We start from the raw sequence: 16,375 nt of genomic DNA, 5'->3' as shown, positions 1-16,375 counted from the left end.
GGGCCCGCGCCCCCCCCCCGCCCCCCCCCCCGCCCCCCCCTCCCCCCCCCCCCCCCCCCCCCCCCCCCCCCCCCCCCCCCCCCCCCCGGTGCGCACCGGGGGGGAGCACCCCCGCCTCGTGGGGTACGTCGTGCCCGCCCGCGGCGCCGAGCTGGACGCCCCGGCGGTGCGCGACGCGCTGGCCGCCCGCGTGCCGGACCACCTCGTGCCGGCGGCCGTGGTGGTGCTGGGTGCGCTGCCCGTCACCGTCAACGGCAAGCTCGACCGCGCCGCCCTCCCCGCCCCGCCGGCCGCCGGCGGTGGGCGGGCGGCGGCCACCGAGCGCGAGCGGGTGCTGTGCGAGGTCGTCGCCGAGGTCCTCGGGCACGAGGACGTCGGCACCGACGACGACTTCTTCGGCCTCGGCGGCGACAGCATCACCGCGATCGCCGTGAGCAGCCGCCTGCGGACCCACGGCCTGGACGTGCGCCCCAAGGAGGTCCTCGCCCGCCGCGACCTGGGCGCGCTGGCCGCCGCCGCGCGCGAGGCCGGCGGCGAGCGGGCCCGGGCGGCCGACGTGGCGGTCGGCGCCGTGCCGGCCCCGCCGGTCGCGCGCGCGCTGCTGGACGCGAACCCCTCCGCGGACGCCGTGACCGGGTACGCGCAGTGGACCGCGCTGCGCCTGGACGACGCCCCGTCGCTGCCCGAGCTCGTCGCGGGCGTGCAGGCGGTGCTGGACCACCACGACGCGCTGCGGCTGCTGCTGCGCCGCGCACCGGGGCAGGCGCCCGAGCTCGTGGTGCGCGCCCCCGGCGCGGTGCGCGCGGCCGACGTGGTGGGCGAGGTCGCGGGCGGGCCCGCGGGCGAGGACCCCGAGCCGGTGGCCCGGGCGGCCGCCGCGTCGCTGGACCCGCGCGCCGGGCGGGTGCTGCGCGCCGAGCTGGTCCGCACCGGCGCCGGGCGGGCGGACCTGCTGGTCCTCGTGGTGCACCACCTCGCCGTCGACGGCGTCTCCTGGCGGGTGCTGCTGCCGGACCTGGAGCGGGCGTGCGGGGCCGTGCGCGCCGGCCGTGCCCCCGCCCTGCCGCCCGTGCGCAGCTCCTGGCGCCGGCACGCCTCGCTGCTGGCCGAGCAGGGCCGCACCGGCGCCCGGCGGGGCGAGCTGGAGCACTGGCGCGCCGTCCTGGCCCCCGGCTCGCCGCCCCTGGGCGCGCGCTCCCTGGACCCGGCGCGCGACACGGCCGCCACCGCCGTGCGCACCCGCACCACGACCCCGCCGCGGATCGCCGCCGCGCTGCTGACCGACCTGCCGGCGGCCTACCGCGCGGGCGTGGACCACGTGCTGCTCGCCGCGCTCGTGCTGGCCGTGCGCTCCTGGCGGCACGAGCGCGGAGGGCCCGCGGCGGCGGCGCAGCTCGTGACCGTGGAGGGCCACGGCCGCGAGGAGCTCGCCGACGACCTGGACACCTCCCGCACCGTCGGCTGGTTCACCACCGAGTTCCCCGTGCGGGTGCCCACCGGCGCGGTCGCCGGCGACGCCGACCTCGCCGACGCGCTGGCCGGCGGCCCCGCCGCGGGCCGGCTGCTGAAGGCCGCGAAGGAGGCGGTGCGCGCCACCCCCGCCGCCGGCACCGGGTACGGGGTGCTGCGCCACCTCGACGACGCCACCGCCCCGGAGCTGGCCGCCGCGGGGAACCCCGAACTGCTGCTGAACCACCTCGGCCGGTTCACCCCGGAACCCGGCACCGCCTGGCGGCTGCCCGAGGACGACGCGTTCGCCGCGCTGGAACCCCCCGCCAAGGCGCTGACCGAGGTGCTGGCGCTGAACTCCTTCGTGCACGCCGACGGCTCCCTGGCCGTGGAGTGGACCGCTGCGGGCGGGGCGCTGGACGCCGCCGACGTCGCCGGGCTGCAGGAGCACTGGGAACAGGCGCTGGAGGCGCTGGCCGCGCACGCCACCCGCACCCGCGGCGGGCTGACGCCGTCTGACTGCGCGGCGCCCGGCCTGGAGCAGCGCGCCGTGGACGCGCTGGAGGAGCTGCACGGGCCCCTGGAGGACGTGCTGCCGCTGTCACCGCTGCAGGAGGGCCTGCTGTTCCACGCCCTGCACGACGGCGCCGCCGACGCCTACACCCTCACCGCCCGCCTGGACCTGGCCGGTCCGCTGGACCCCGCGCGCCTGGAGACGGCCCTGGCCGGGGTCCTGGATCGCCACCCGAACCTGCGCGCCGCGTTCCACCACGAGGGCCTGGACCGCCCCGTGCAGGCGCTGCCGCGCACCGCGCCCGTGCCGTGGCGGCACGTGGACCTGTCCGCGCTGCCCGAGCGGGCCGCGCTGCGCGCCGCTGCCGCCCTGGAGGAGGAGGCCGCCGCCCACGCCGTCGACGTGACGCGGCCGCCGCTGCTGCGGGCGCTGCTGGTGCGCCTGCCCGACGCCGGTGGCGAGCCCCGGCACCGCCTGGTGCTGGGCGCCCACCACCTGCTCACCGACGGCTGGTCCACCCCGGTCGTCGTGCGCGAACTGCTGGTGCTGCACCACGGGGGCGGCGCGGGGCTGCCCTCCCCGGTGCCCTACCGCTCCCACCTGGAGCGGCTCGCGGCGCTCGACCCGGACGCCCGGAGGCAGGCCTGGCGCGAGCGGCTGGCGGGCCTGGCCGCGCCGACGCTGCTGGCCCCGGCCGCCGACCCGGCCCACCGGGGCACGCCGGTGGAGCTGGACGTGCCGCTGCGGGCGACGACCCCCGCCGCGCTCGCCGACCTGGCCCGCCGCCGCGGGCTCACCGTGAACACGCTCGTGCAGGGCGCCTGGGGCACCGCGCTGGCCGAGGTCACCGGCCGCGCCGACGTGGTGTTCGGGGCCACCGTGTCCGGGCGCCCCGCCGACCTGCCCGGCGTGGAACGGATGGTCGGGTTGTTCAGCAACACCGTCCCGGTGCGGTTCACCGCGGTTCCCGGGCAGCCGCTGCTGGAGCTGTTCGCGCAGCTGCAGGAGGCGCGGTTCGCGGTGCAGGAGCACGAGCACGCCGGCCTGGCGGAGATCGAGCGGACGGCCGGTCTCGGGCGGTTGTTCGACACGCTCGTGGTGTTCGAGAACTTCCCCACGCCGGCCGTGGACCCCTCCGCGACCGGCGGGCTGCGCGTCACCGGGGTCGTGCACCGGGGCCGCACCCACTACCCGCTGACGCTCGTGGCACCGCCCGGGGACCAGCTGCGACTGGTCCTGCACCACGACCCGGCGGTCGTGCCGGAGCAGCGGGCGCGGGAACTGTCGCGGCGGCTGGGGGAGCTGCTCGACGGCCTGGCCGCCGACCCGGGCCTGCCGGCGCCGGACCTGCCCGCCGCGCCGGTGGCGGAACCCGCCCGGCCCGCAGGACCCGCCGGACCCGCGGCGGGGCGGGGGAGCACCGGGTGCGCGGCGCCGCTGGACGTCGTCGCCGCCGTGCGCGCCGCCGCGGCGGCCGCCCTGGAACTGCCGGAGGTCGCCGCCGGCGACGACTTCTTCGCCCTCGGCGGGCACTCGCTGACCGCGATGCGCCTGGTCGGCCGGTTGCGCCGCGACGGCGTGCGGGTGGGCGTGCGGGACGTGTTCGAGGCTCGCACCCCCGCGGCGATCGCCGCGCGCGCGGTCCTGGACCCCGCTCGCCGGGCGGTGGAGGACCGGGTGGAGGACCGGGTGGAGGACCCGGCGGAGAACCCTGCGGAACCCGCCGGGGGACCGGGACCCGTCGCCGGAGCCGCCGCCCCGCACGTGGACGGGGAGGCGGAGCAGGACCTCCCGCTGTCCCCGGCGCAGGAGCGCCTGTGGTTCCTGCACCGGCTCGAGGGGCCGTCGACCACCTACGACGTCCCGCTGGTGGCGCGGCTGCGCGGCCGGGTGGACACCGGGGCGCTGGCCCTCGCGTGGCAGGACGTGCTGGAGCGCCACCCGGTGCTGCGCACCGCCTACCCCGAGGACGCCGCCGGGGCGGCCACCGCGCGGGTCCTGCCCGCGGCGGCCGCCGGCCCCCTGCGGGTGCAGCGGGTCCGGGCCGACCGCGTGGAGCAGGAGCTCGCCGCCGTCCTCGCCGTGCCCGTCGACATCACGGCCGCCGCGCCCGCCCGCGCCGCGCTGCTGACGCTCTCCGCCACCGAGAGCGTGCTGGTGCTCGTGGTGCACCACGTCGCGATCGACGAACCCTCCTTCGGTCCCCTGCTCGCCGACCTCGGCACCGCCTACGCCGCCCGCCGGGCCGGGCGCGTCCCCGCGTGGGGAGCGGCCGCACCCCGGTACGCCGACCACGCCCGCCGCGAGCGCGACCGGCTGCGGGAGGGTTCCGCGCCGGGAGGTGCGCTGGAGGCGCAGGAGGAGCACTGGCGGCGCGCGCTCGCCGGCCTGCCCGTCGAGCTGGACCTGCCGCTGGACCGGCCGCGCCCGTCGCGCTCCGCGCACCGCGGGCACGCGCTGGAGCGGCCGCTGCCGCCGCAGTCGCGGGAGCGGATCACGGCGCTGTGCGCCGAGCACGGCGCGAGCCCGCTGATGGTGCTGCAGGCCGCCGTCGCCGCCACCTGGCAGGCGCTGGGAGCCGGGCGCGACGTGCCGCTGGGCACCACCGTCACCCGCCGCGACCCCGCCGGCGAGGCCGGGGCCGGCACGGCCGTCGGGTACCACGTCAACACCCTGGTGGTGCGCTGCGACCTCACCGGCCGGCCCTCGTTCGCCGAACTGCTGCGCCGCGTGCGCGACGCGGCCCTGGACGGGCTGGCGAACGCGGACCTGCCGTTCGAGCGGCTCGTCGACCTGCTCGCACCGCCGCGCTCGACGGCCCGGCACCCGCTGTTCCAGACCGTCGTCGCGCACGAGCGGGTGGCCGTCCCGCCGCCGCTGGGCGACCTCGCCGTGGAACCGCTGGCCCCGCCGACGACCGGTTCCCGCTTCGACGTGGCCTGGTGGCTGGTGGACCGGCCCGGCGCCGGTTCGTCGCTGCGCCTGGTCGTCGACGCCGAGCTGTTCGACGCCGCGACCGCGGGAGCTCTCGGCGACCACCTCGTGCGCGTGCTGGAGCAGGTGCTCGCCGACCCGTCGCGGCCTCTCCACGAGGTCGCGCTCACCGCTCCCGGTGCCCGGCGCGACCCGGCCCGCCGCGAGCGCACCCCCGCGGGGGTGGCCGTCGCGTTCGCCGAGCGCGCGCGGCTGACCCCCGACGCCCCCGCGCTGGTCGCCGACGGCGCGACGCTCACCTACCGGCAGCTCGCCGACCGGGTCGAGGAGCTCGCGCGGCAGCTGGTCGCCGCAGGCGCCGCGCCCGAGCGCCTCGTGGCCCTGGCGCTGCCCCGCGGCGCGGACCTGGTCGCCGGGATGCTCGCCGTGCTGCGCACCGGCGCCGCGTACCTGCCGCTGGACGTCGAGCACCCCGCCGAACGGCTGCGGCAGGTCCTGGGCGACGCCCGTCCCGCGTGCACCCTGACCACCTCCGGGGTCCTGGCGGAACTGCCGGTGCGGGTGCCCGCGCCGGTGCTCACCGACGGGGCCCGCGGGGAGACCCCAGGGGAACCGCCCGTGGAACCGCCCGCGCCGCGCCCGGCCGGGGAGCACCTCGCCTACGTGCTGCACACCTCCGGTTCCACCGGGCGCCCCAAGGGCGTGATGGTCACCACGGCGAACCTCGCCGCGTTCACCGAGACCGTCGTCGGCGAGGGCTGGGTGCGCCCCGGCGACCGGCTCGTCGCGGTCACCACCGTCTCCTTCGACATCGCCGCCCTGGAACTGCTGTGCCCGCTGGTGGCCGGCGCCACCGTGGTGCTCGCGGACCGCTGGACGGTGCGCGACCCCGACGCCCTGCACGAGCTCGTCGCCCGCAGCGGCGCCACCGTGCTGCAGGCCACCCCGTCGCTGTGGCGGCCGCTGGTCGAGCACGAGCGGGCGCCGCAGCTGCGCGGCGTGCGGGCCCTCGTGGGCGGCGAGGCCCTGCCCCCCGACCTGGCCGCCGCCCTCACCGGTTCCTGCGCGGCCGTGCGCAACGTGTACGGCCCCACCGAGGTGACCGTCTGGGCCACCGGCACCGACCTCGCCCCCGGCGCACCCGTGACGATCGGCGAGCCGTGGACCGACGTGCACGCGCGCGTCCTGGACGAGGACCTGCGCGAGGTCCCCGACGGCGTCGCCGGGGAGCTGTACCTCGGCGGCGCGCAGGTCACCCGCGGCTACCTCGGCCGCCCCGACCTGACCGCTGCGCGGTTCGTCGCCGACCCCGGGGTGCCGGGCCGGCGGGTGTACCGCACCGGTGACCTGGTGCGCCGCCGCGACGGCCGCCTGGAGTTCCTGCGCCGGGTCGACGACCAGGTGAAGGTGCGCGGTTTCCGCGTCGAGCTGGCCGAGGTGGAGGGCGCGCTGGCCGCCGCGCCCGGGGTGGCCCGCGCGGCCGCCGCCGTGCGCGCCGACGCCTCCGGCACCGGCCGGCTGCTCGGCTGGGTCGTGCCCGAGCCCGGGGCCGGGCTGGACCCCGCCGCGGTGCGCGAGGCGGCGGCCCGGTCACTGCCGGAGTACGCCGTCCCGCAGGTGGTGACGGTGGTGGCGGCGCTGCCGCTGACCCTCAACGGGAAGGTGGACCGCAGGGCGCTGCCCGAACCCGCCCTCGCCTCGGCGCCCGGGCGGGCGCCCGGCACCGGCGCGGAGCGCCGGGTGTGCGCGCTCGTCGAGCGGGTGCTCGGCGTGCGCGGTGCCGGGCCCGACGACGCCTTCTTCGCCCTGGGCGGGGACAGCATCAGCTCGGTGCGCCTGGTCGCCGCCGCCCGCGCCGAGGGCCTGGCCCTCACCGTCGCCGACGTCTTCGAACGGCCGACGCTGGGCGAGCTGGCCCGCGCCGCCACCCGGGCCGGTGACCGGCGCAACCCCGCGGGAACCGCGGACCCCGCGGGCCCCGCGCCGGAACTCGCGGTGCCGCTGGACGCCGCGCGCCGCGCCCGGCTGGACGCCCTGTGCCCGGGCTGGCAGGAGGTGCTGCCGCTGAGCCCGCTGCAGGAGGGCATGTACTACCAGTCGGTCCTCGGCGCCGGTGCCGACGCGTACCTGGTGCAGCACCGGTTCACGTTCGAGGCCGGTCCCGCACCGGCGGGAGCCCCGGGGGCCGGCGCGCTGCGTGCGGCCGGTGCCGCGCTGCTGCGCCGCCACCCCGCCCTGCGCGCGGGTTTCACCCACGCCGGTTTCGACGAGCCCGTGCAGTTCGTGGCGCCGCCCACCGAGCTGCCGTACCGGGAGGCCGACCTGAGCGGTACCCCCGCGCGGGAGGTCCCCGCCGCGCTGACCGCGCTGGAGGAGGACGAGTTCGCGGCCGGTTTCGACCTGGCTGCCCCTCCGCTGCTGCGGTTGCTGCTGGCCCGGCTGCCCGGCGGGGGAGCGCGCCTGGTGCTCACCCAGCACCACCTGCTCACCGACGGGTGGGCGCAGGCGCTGCTGCTGCGGGAGTTCTTCGAGCTGCTCCGGCGCGCCCGCGCCGGTGCGGGGCCGGACGAGCTGGACGGCGCCCTCCCGCCCGCCCCGGACGTCCGTGAGCACCTGCGCTGGGTGCGCGGCCAGGACCCCGCCGCGGCCGAGGAGGCCTGGCGCGAGCACCTGGCCGGGCTGGCGCAGCCGACGCTCGTGGCGGGGGAACGCCCCGCTGCAGCGAGTTCCACGGGCGGTTCCGCGGGCGGTTCCGCGCCCCTGCCCGTGCGCCGCCGCGCGCTCCTGGACGAGGCGACCGCGACCGCGCTGCGCGACCTCGCGCGCCGCGTCGGCGTGACCCTGTCCACGGTGCTCTCCACCGCCTGGGGGCTGACCCTGCGCGGCGCCACCGGCACCGACGACGTCGTGTTCGGTTCCACCGTCTCCGGCCGCCCGCCGGAGGTCCCGGGAGCCGAGCGGATGGTGGGGCTGCTGCTGAACACCGTGCCGGTGCGCCTGCGCACCCGGCCCGGTGAACCCCTGGCCGACCTGCTGCGCCGCACCGGCGGCGAGCAGGGCCGGCTCACCGCCCACCACCACCTCGGGCTCGGCCGGCTGCAGCGCGCGACGGGGCACCCGGTCCTGTTCGACACGCTGTACGTGTTCCGCAACCTGCCCACCGACGAGGCGGACCGCGCCGCCGCGTTCGCCCGCCACGGGGTCGTGGCCGCCGACGCGCTCGACGGCACCCACTACGCGCTGACGCTGGACGTCGACCCCGCCGCCGGCGGTGCCGGCGCGGCGATCGGGGTGGTGCTGGAGAGCAGGCCCGACCTCGTGCCCGACGCGACCGCCCAGGGGTTCCTGGACCGGTTGCTCGCGGTGCTCGGCGTGCTCGCCGGGCCCGGCGTCGCCGAGGGCGACCGGGTGGTCGCCGGCACCGCCGTGCCCGCGGCACCGGTGCCGCCGCACCTCGCTCCCGCACGGGTGCCCGTCCCGGTGCCGGGGGAACCCGGCGGCAGCGTCGACGCGCTCCTGCGCGAACGGGCCGCCGCGGCCCCCGGCGCCACGGCCCTCGTCTGCGGCGACGTCGCGCTCACCACCGGCGAGCTGGACGAGCGCGTCGACCGGCTCGCCCGGGTGCTCGCCGCCCGTGGCGCCGGCCCCGGCGCCACGGTGGCGCTGCTGCTGCCCCGCACCGCCGACCACGTCGTCGCGATCTTCGCGGTGCTGCGCACCGGCGCCGCGTACCTGCCGCTGGAGCCGTCCACCCCGCCCGCGCGGCTGCGGCACCTGGTCGCCGACGCCGGCGCCGGGCTGCTGGTCAGCACCGCGGCGCAGCGGGCCCCGCTCACCGGTGGCGCGGAACCCGAACCGGCCGCGGCGCACGTCCTGCTGGACGACCCGGCCGTCGCCGCCGTCCTCGACGGCACCGCCGCCGCACCAGCCGTGCCCGGGCGCGCCGTGGGGGGTCCCGTGCACGCCGACCAGCCCGCGTACGTCATCCACACCTCCGGATCGACGGGCACGCCCAAGGGCGTCGTCGTCGGCCACCGGGGCCTGACCACCATGTTCCACAACCACGTCGACGAGATCTTCCGCCCCGCCGAGGCCGCGGCGGGCCGGCGGCTGCGCGTGGCGCACACCGTCTCGTTCTCCTTCGACATGTCGTGGGAGGAGCTGTTCTGGCTCCTCGCCGGCCACGAGGTGCACGTGGTGGGCGAGCAGGCCCGCCTGGACCCCGCCGGCCTGGTGCGCCACTACCGCGACGTGGGGATCGACGTGGTGAACGTGACCCCCTCCTACGCCCGCGAACTCGTCGCCGCCGGGTTGCTGGACGGCGAGCGCACCCCCGTCCTGGTCATGCTCGGCGGCGAGGCGGTGCCGCCGGAGCTGTGGACGCGGCTGCGCGAGCAGGACGGCGTCGACGGCTACGACCTGTACGGGCCGACGGAGTTCACCATCAACGCGATGGGTTCCCCGGTGCGCGGCAGCACCGCGCCGTGCCTGGGACGCCCGGTGCGCAACGCCCGCGCCCTCGTCCTGGACTCCGGCCTGGCGCCGGTGCCGCCCGGGGCGGTGGGGGAGCTGTACCTGTCCGGCGACGGCGTCGCCCACGGCTACCTCGGCCGCCCCGGCGCCACCGCCGCCTCGTTCGTGGCCGACCCGTCCGCCGGCGACGGCACCCGCGCGTACCGCACCGGTGACCTGGTGCGCCAGCGCCCCGACGGGACGCTGGAGTACCTGGGCCGCGCCGACGGGCAGGTGAAGGTTCGGGGTTTCCGGATCGAGCTCGGTGAGGTCGAGGCGGCGCTGGAGGCGTGCGCAGGGGTGCGCCGCGCCGCCGCGAGCGTGCGCACCGACGGCGGCACACCCCGTCTGGTGGGGTACGTGGTCGCCGAACCGGGCCGGGGACTGCCGGACCTGCGCGCGGACCTGCGCGAGCGGCTGCCGGGTCACCTGGTGCCCTCGGCCGTCGTCCAGGTGCCGTCGCTGCCGCTGACGCCGAACGGCAAGCTCGACCGCGCCGCCCTGCCGGCACCGCCGCGGCGCACCGCCGGCCGCGAACCCCGCGACGAGCGGGAACGGTCCGTGTGCCGCGCGTTCGCCCGGGTCCTGGGACTGCCGGCCGTGGACCCCGAGGAGGGTTTCCTCGACCTGGGCGGGGACTCGCTCACCGCCATGCGCCTGGTCGCGGCGCTGGAGGCCGACCTGGGGTTCCCCGTGGCCGTGGGCACCCTGCTGGCGCACCCGTCGGCGGCCGAGCTCGCCCGCCACCTGGCCGGGCCCGGCGGGCTCACCGGTGTTCCCGGTGACCCCGGCGGGCCGCAGCGCGAGCACGTCCTGGTGCTGCGCGCCGCGGGCGCGGCCGAACCGCTGTTCTGCGTGCACCCGGCCGGCGGGTACGCATGGCCGTTCGCCGGTCTCGTGCCGCACCTGCGCGCCGACCGGCCCGTCGTCGGCCTGCAGCTGCCGCAGGACGGCCCGCGGCCGGGCACCGTCGACGAGCTGGCCGAGCGGTACGTGCGGACGGTGCGCGACCTCCAGCCGCACGGGCCGTACCACCTGCTCGGGTACTCCTTCGGCGGGAACGTCGTGCACGCGATGGCCGCCCGGCTCGCGGTGCTCGGCGAGGAGGTCGCGTTCGCCGGGCTCGTCGACAGCGAACCGCTGCCGGTCCCCCGCCCGGTGGCCGGGCGCGACGTCGAGCGCGAGGTCGCCGCCGTGCTGCCGGAGGGGGCGGCGCAGCGGGAACCCGCGCTGGCGGCCTCGGTGCGCGCCGCCCACGCCCAGTGCCTGCGGCTGCTGGGCTCCTCGCGCCCGGCGCGCTTCGGCGGAACCCTGACCCTGTTCACCGCGGACCCCACCGCCGGGCGCACGCCCGCCGAGGACCCCGCGGAGGACCCCGGCGAGCGGCTGGCGCGGGCGTGGCGGCACGCCCACGCGCCCGCCCGGCTCGTCGTCCACCACGTCCCGCAGGACCACGCCGGCGTGGTGTCGAGCGAGGGGTGGTCCGTCATCGGGCCGCTGCTCGACGCCGACCCCGCGGTGCGCACCGACCCCACCCACCCCTGATGAGGAGAACCATGCGATCGTCCACCCCCGCCCACCCCCGCAGCTCGCGGCGGGCGGTCCTCGCCGGAGCGTCCGGCGTCGCGCTGCTGCTGCTCGCCGGATGCTCGAGCGGCAGCGGCCAGGCGGCGCAGCAGGCCACCTCGGCGACCACCTCGGCCGCTCCCGCCACGCGCACGATCACCACCGAGCAGGGCGCCGTGGAGGTCCCCGGCGACCCGCAGCGCATCGTCGTGCTCAGCGGCGGCCTCGCCGGGTACCTGTACGCGCTCGACGCGCCCGTGGTCGCCACCGACACCCGCGTGCTCGGCGTCACCGACCTCCAGGGCGGTTTCCCGCCCGCCTGGGCGGACGAGGCGACCGAGCAGGGCACCACCGCGCTGCCCGCCGGGGAGGAGCTGAACATCGAGGCCGTCGCCGCCGCGCAGCCGGACCTCATCATCGGCGGCGGCCAGGGCATCACGGCGGTGCAGGCGCAGGAGGCGTACGAGGAGCTGACCGCCCTCGCGCCGACCGTGCTGGTGCCGACCACCACCACCAGCTGGCAGGAGCAGCTGGAACTGGTCGCCGAGGCCACCGGCCGCACCGACTCCGTCGCGGAACTCGTCGACGCCTACGACGAGGAGGTCGAGCGGGTGCGCTCCGCCATCACCGTCCCGGACGGCACCGCGGTGTTCCTGCTGTCGCTGCCCGTCGGCAAGCCCTACCTGGTGCCCGCCGACGCCGCGCTGCCCGCACTGACCGAGGAGGTCGGTTTCACCCCCGACGACGTCGTCACCAAGGCGGGCAACCCCACCCTGTACGGCAGCGGCGACTCCTTCGAGGTGAGCCCGGAACTGCTCGCCCAGGTCGCCGACGCCCCCACCGCGTTCGTCGTCGCCCTCGGCGGCCCCAGCGTGGAGGAGCTCGCGCAGGACCCGGTGTACGCGGCGCTGCCGTCGTTCCGGGCCGGGCAGGTCCACGAGCTGCCCGCGACGAGCTACCGCCCCGACTACGACGGCGCGATGGGCGCCCTGGACGCGATCGCCGAGGAGTTCGGCGCGTGAGGAAGCGCCCGTGAGGCGGTTCGGCGGGCTGGTGGTGGACCTGACCCCGCTGCGGGTGAGCCGGCCGTTCCGGTTCGCCTTCGCGGCGCGGCTGGTCTCCCTGCTCGGCATCGGCCTGCTCGTCGTGGCCGTGCCGGCGCAGACGTACCAGCTCACCGGGTCCAGCGGGCACGTCGCCGGCGTCGCCGTCGCCACGGGGGTGGCGGTGTTCGCCGGCAGCCTCGCCGGCGGCGTGCTCGCGGACCGGTTCGAGCGGCGCCGCACCATCCAGCTGGCCCGCTCCACCGCCGGTCTGGCGTTCGCGGTGCTCGGGGTCAACGCCGTGCTGCCCGAGCCGTCCCTGGGGGTCCTCTACGCCGCCTCCGTGGTCGACGGGCTCGCCGGCGGGGTCAGCAGCGCCGCCCTCATGGCCGTGGTGCCCGGACTGCTGCCGCCGGACCGGCTCCCCGCGGCCGGTGCCCTGCTGGCCCTGACCACCGACCTCGGCACGGTCCTGACCCCCGCCCTGGCCGGTGCGCTCATCGCCTCCGGCGGGGTGGCGGTCACGTACTTCACCGCCGCGGCCGCCACCGCCGCCACCGTCGCCCTCGTCGCCGGGATCGGGCGCTGCCCGCCCCGCGGCGGCGGGCACGAGCACCCGCTGCGGGCCCTGCGCAGCGGGGTGCGGTTCGCCGTCCGGCAGCCGGTGGTGCGCAGCGCGCTCCTGGTGGGGCTGCTCGCCGCCCTGGCGAGCGGCCCCCTCGTGCTCCTGCCGGCGTTCGTGGACCGGGTGCTCGGGGCCGGACCGTCGACGCTCGGCCTGCTGTACGCGGCGCCCGCGGTGGGCGCCGTCGCCGGTTCCCTGACCAGCGGGTGGACCGGCCGGGTGCGCCGCGCCGGCGTCGCCCTGCTCGCCGCGGTCACCGTGATGGCGCTGGGGCCGCTGGTCCTCGGCCTGTCCCCGAACGTCCCCGGCGGCGCACCCCTGGTGGCCGCGGTGGCGTTCTGCGGGCTCGCCGGGCACGGCCTCGGGCGCGCCCTCGGCGACGTGCTGCGCTTCGCCCTCGTGCAGCGGCACACCCCCGACGAGCTGCGGGGGCGGGTCTCCAGCCTGTGGCAGGTGCAGGCCGTCACGGGCGGCGCGCTCGGGTCCGCCGCCGCGGGCCTGCTCGGGCGCTGGTTCGACCCCGGCACCGCGCTGCTCGTCCACGGCCTCGCCGGCCTGGCCCTCGCGCTGGTGCTCGCCGCCGCCGTCCGCCCGCTGTGGCGCACGCGCACCCCCGTGCCCGTGGGACCCCGCGGGCACGGGCCCGCAGAACTCACCACCACAGGAACCACCACAGGAAGGCGATCCCCGTGACCACGCAGAACCCCTCCACCGCACCGGCGCCCGCGCTGACCGGCGACCGGGTGCGCGCCGACGTCGCCCAGCTGCTCGGCTGCGACCCGGCCGACCTCGACGCCGACGAGGACCTGCTCGACCGGGGCCTGGACTCCATCCGGCTGATGACCCTCGTCGAGCGCTGGCGCCGCGCCGGCGCGAGCGGCCTGGAGTTCGCGGACCTGGCCGAGCAGCCCGTGCTGCGCCGCTGGCAGGAGCTGGTCGTCCCCCACCCCTGACGCACCCGCACCCCGCGGTGGTCGAGGGAGCGGCCACCCCCTCGACCACCGCGGGGAGTGCGGGGCGGGACGGTCGGCCGTAACGTCACCCCCGACCCGCCACAGCGACGAGGAGGACGGCGTGCCCGCAGTTCCGAACCTGACCCTGCACGACGGCGTGGAGATCCCGCAGCTCGGCCTGGGGGTGTGGCAGGTCCCGCAGGAGCAGACCGCCGAGGTGGTGCTCACCGCCCTCGGCGCCGGCTACCGGCACGTCGACACCGCCGCCGGCTACGGCAACGAGGCCGGCGTCGGCGACGCGCTGCGCGTCACCGACGTGCCCCGCGAGGAGGTGTTCATCACCACCAAGCTGGCCAACGAGCAGCACGGCCGCGACAGGACGCTGCGCGCCTTCGACGAGAGCATGGCCAAGCTGCAGCTCGAGTTCCTCGACCTGTACCTCATCCACTGGCCCACCCAGCGCGACGACTACGTCGAGACCTGGAAGGCGTTCGAGGAGCTGCACCGCGACGGGCGCATCCGCACCATCGGCGTCTCCAACTTCCAGAAGACCCACCTGCGCAAGCTCATGGACGAGACGGAGATCGTCCCCACCGTCAACCAGGTGGAGCTGCACCCCTACCTCGTGCAGGAGGACCTGCGCGCCTTCCACGCCGAGCACGGCATCGCCACCGAGGCGTGGAGCCCCCTGGCCCGCGGCGGGGAGCTGCTGTCCGACCCCGTCGTCACCCGCATCGCCGCCGAGACCGGCCGCGAGCCCGCCCAGGTCGTCATCCGCTGGCACCTGCAGCTGGGCAACGTCGTCATCCCCAAGTCCGTGACGCCCTCGCGCATCGAGAGCAACGTCGACGTGTTCGGCTTCAGCCTCAGCGACGAGCAGGTCGCCGACCTCAGCGCCCTGAACCGCGACGAGCGCACCGGACCCGACCCGGACACCTTCGGCTGACCGGGGACCCCGTGCGCGGACCCGCGCGGCCGGAGGGGACGGGTGCGGCGGGGCGGGCACCCGCCCCGCCGCACCCCCTGCCGGTCACGACGCTGCTGCCGGCCCGGCCCGACGTCGACCTGGACCGGTTCGCGCGGCTGGCGACCGTCGCCCTGGGCGCCCCCGTCGGGCTGGTCTCCATGGTCGGTGCCGGTGGCCAGGTCCTCCCCGGCTGCGTCGGGCTGCCCGAACCCTGGCAGAGCGAGCGCGCCACGCCCCTGACGCACTCGCTGTGCCAGCACGTCGTCACCTCCGGGCGCACCTTCGTCGTCGACGACGCGCGCGCCGAACCGCTGACCGCGTCCTCGCTGGCGATCCCCGACCTCGACGTCGTCGCCTACGCCGGGGCGCCCCTGCGGCTGGCCGACCCCGCCGCCGGCGCCGGGGACCGCGCGGACGGGGGCGGGCCGGCCGCCCCCGTCGTCGGCGTCCTGTGCGCCATCGACAGCCGGCCGCGGCCCTGGACGCCCGAGCAGGTCGCCGTCCTGGAGGACCTCGCCGCGGCGTGCTCGGCCGAGCTGAGCCTGCGAGCGGTGCAGGAGCGCCAGCGGCTGCTGCTCACCCTGGCCGAGAGCCTCGTCGGCGCCCGCTCCGTGCCCGAGGTGGACGCCGCCGTCTCCGCCGTCACCCGCACCCGGCTCGGCGGTGCCCGCTCGGTGCTGATGCTGCGCGACGAGCACGACCCCACCCTCGTCCCCGTCACCACCGCACCGGGCGGCGCACCGGGCGGCGTCCCGGGCAGTGCCGGCCCGCCCGTCGAGCACCTCGACGAGGACCTGCCCGCCACCGCCGCGGCGCGCGGTCGCCGCCCGCTGCTGTTCGCCGACCGCGCCGAGCTGACGGCCGCGTTCCCGCGACTGGCGCAGGGCGCTGCGGGCGACGGCCCGGGCGCCGACGCGTTCCTGCCGCTGCTGGTCGGCGAGGAGGTGCTCGGCGTGCTGCTGCTGCTGTGGCCGGAGGCGCGCCCCGTCCTGGCGGCGGAGGAGGAGGTGTGGAGCGCGCTGGCCCGCTTCACCGCCCAGGCCCTGCACCGCGCCCAGCTGGAGCAGCGGCACCGCTCCCGCGCCGAGGTGCTGCAGCGCTCCCTGCTGTCCACGCTGCCGCAGGTGGACCACCTGCGCACCGTCGGCCGGTACGTGCCCGCCGCCCGCGAGGAGCAGGTCGGCGGCGACTGGTACGACGCGGTCGTGCTGCCCGACGGCGCCCTCAGCGTCGTCATCGGCGACGTCGCCGGCCACGACACCGCCGCCGCCGGCGCCATGGGACAGGTGCGCGGGCTGCTGCGGGCCTTCACGTGGGACCGCCCCGAACCGACCAGCGAGGTCGTCGGCCGCCTGGACCGGGCGCTGCTCGGCCTGGGCGTGGACGCCCTGGCCACCCTCGTGGTGGCGCGCGTGGAGCAGGACCCCGGGCGCGGCGCGCGGCGGCTGCGCTGGACCAACGCCGGGCACCCCCCGCCCGTCCTGCTGCACCCCGACGGGCGCACCGAGCTGCTGCGCACCCCGCCCGACCTGCTCGTGGGGCTCCTCGGCGACGTCGCCCGGCACGACCACGCCGTGGACGTCGCCGACGGGTCGGTGCTGCTGCTCTACACCGACGGGCTCATCGAGAAGCGCGGCCACAGCCTCGCCGGCGGCGTCGAGCGCGTCCGGGAGGTCCTGGGGCGCCTGCACCACCTGCCGCTGGAGGAGCTGCTGGACGAGCTGCTGGCCGAGCTGGTCGGCGACCGCGGCGAGGACGACTGCGCGCTGCTGGCGGTGGCGTTCGACCCGCCCGCCACCGCCGAGCGCTGAC

General features: G+C 78.4%; 5 protein-coding genes and 1 pseudogene. All 6 read left to right on the top strand.

The window, feature by feature from the left end:
• Positions 1–112 precede the first annotated feature (112 nt).
• Positions 113–10,954, top strand: a pseudogene (locus tag ACRYR8_RS12580) (amino acid adenylation domain-containing protein); the annotation flags it as partial.
• 11 nt (positions 10,955–10,965) lie between these two features.
• The gene (locus ACRYR8_RS12575; protein WP_432483535.1) at positions 10,966–11,997 is read left to right on the top strand and encodes an ABC transporter substrate-binding protein; all 1,032 of its coding nucleotides are present in this window, start codon (positions 10,966–10,968) and stop codon (positions 11,995–11,997) included.
• Positions 11,998–12,007: 10 nt separating this feature from the next.
• On the top strand, positions 12,008–13,336 hold the full coding sequence (entS, locus tag ACRYR8_RS12570; RefSeq protein ID WP_432483537.1) for an enterobactin transporter EntS: 1,329 nt from the start codon (positions 12,008–12,010) through the stop codon (positions 13,334–13,336).
• The gene (locus ACRYR8_RS12565; protein WP_432483539.1) at positions 13,333–13,596 is read left to right on the top strand and encodes a phosphopantetheine-binding protein; all 264 of its coding nucleotides are present in this window, start codon (positions 13,333–13,335) and stop codon (positions 13,594–13,596) included. Before entS ends, ACRYR8_RS12565 begins: the two co-directional genes overlap by 4 nt.
• A 121-nt stretch (positions 13,597–13,717) precedes the next feature.
• A complete protein-coding gene (locus ACRYR8_RS12560) occupies positions 13,718–14,542 on the top strand; it encodes an aldo/keto reductase (RefSeq protein ID WP_432483541.1) in 825 nt (274 codons plus the stop codon).
• 11 nt (positions 14,543–14,553) lie between these two features.
• Positions 14,554–16,374, top strand: a complete 1,821-nt coding sequence (locus ACRYR8_RS12555) for a GAF domain-containing SpoIIE family protein phosphatase (protein WP_432483543.1) — start codon at positions 14,554–14,556, stop codon at positions 16,372–16,374.
• Position 16,375: the final 1 nt, after the last annotated feature.

The organism is Kineococcus esterisolvens (assembly GCF_050871405.1).
Lineage (GTDB): Bacteria > Actinomycetota > Actinomycetes > Actinomycetales > Kineococcaceae > Kineococcus.
The sequence above is the reverse complement of the archived record's forward strand: the minus strand, read 5'-3'. Positions and strand labels throughout refer to the sequence as shown.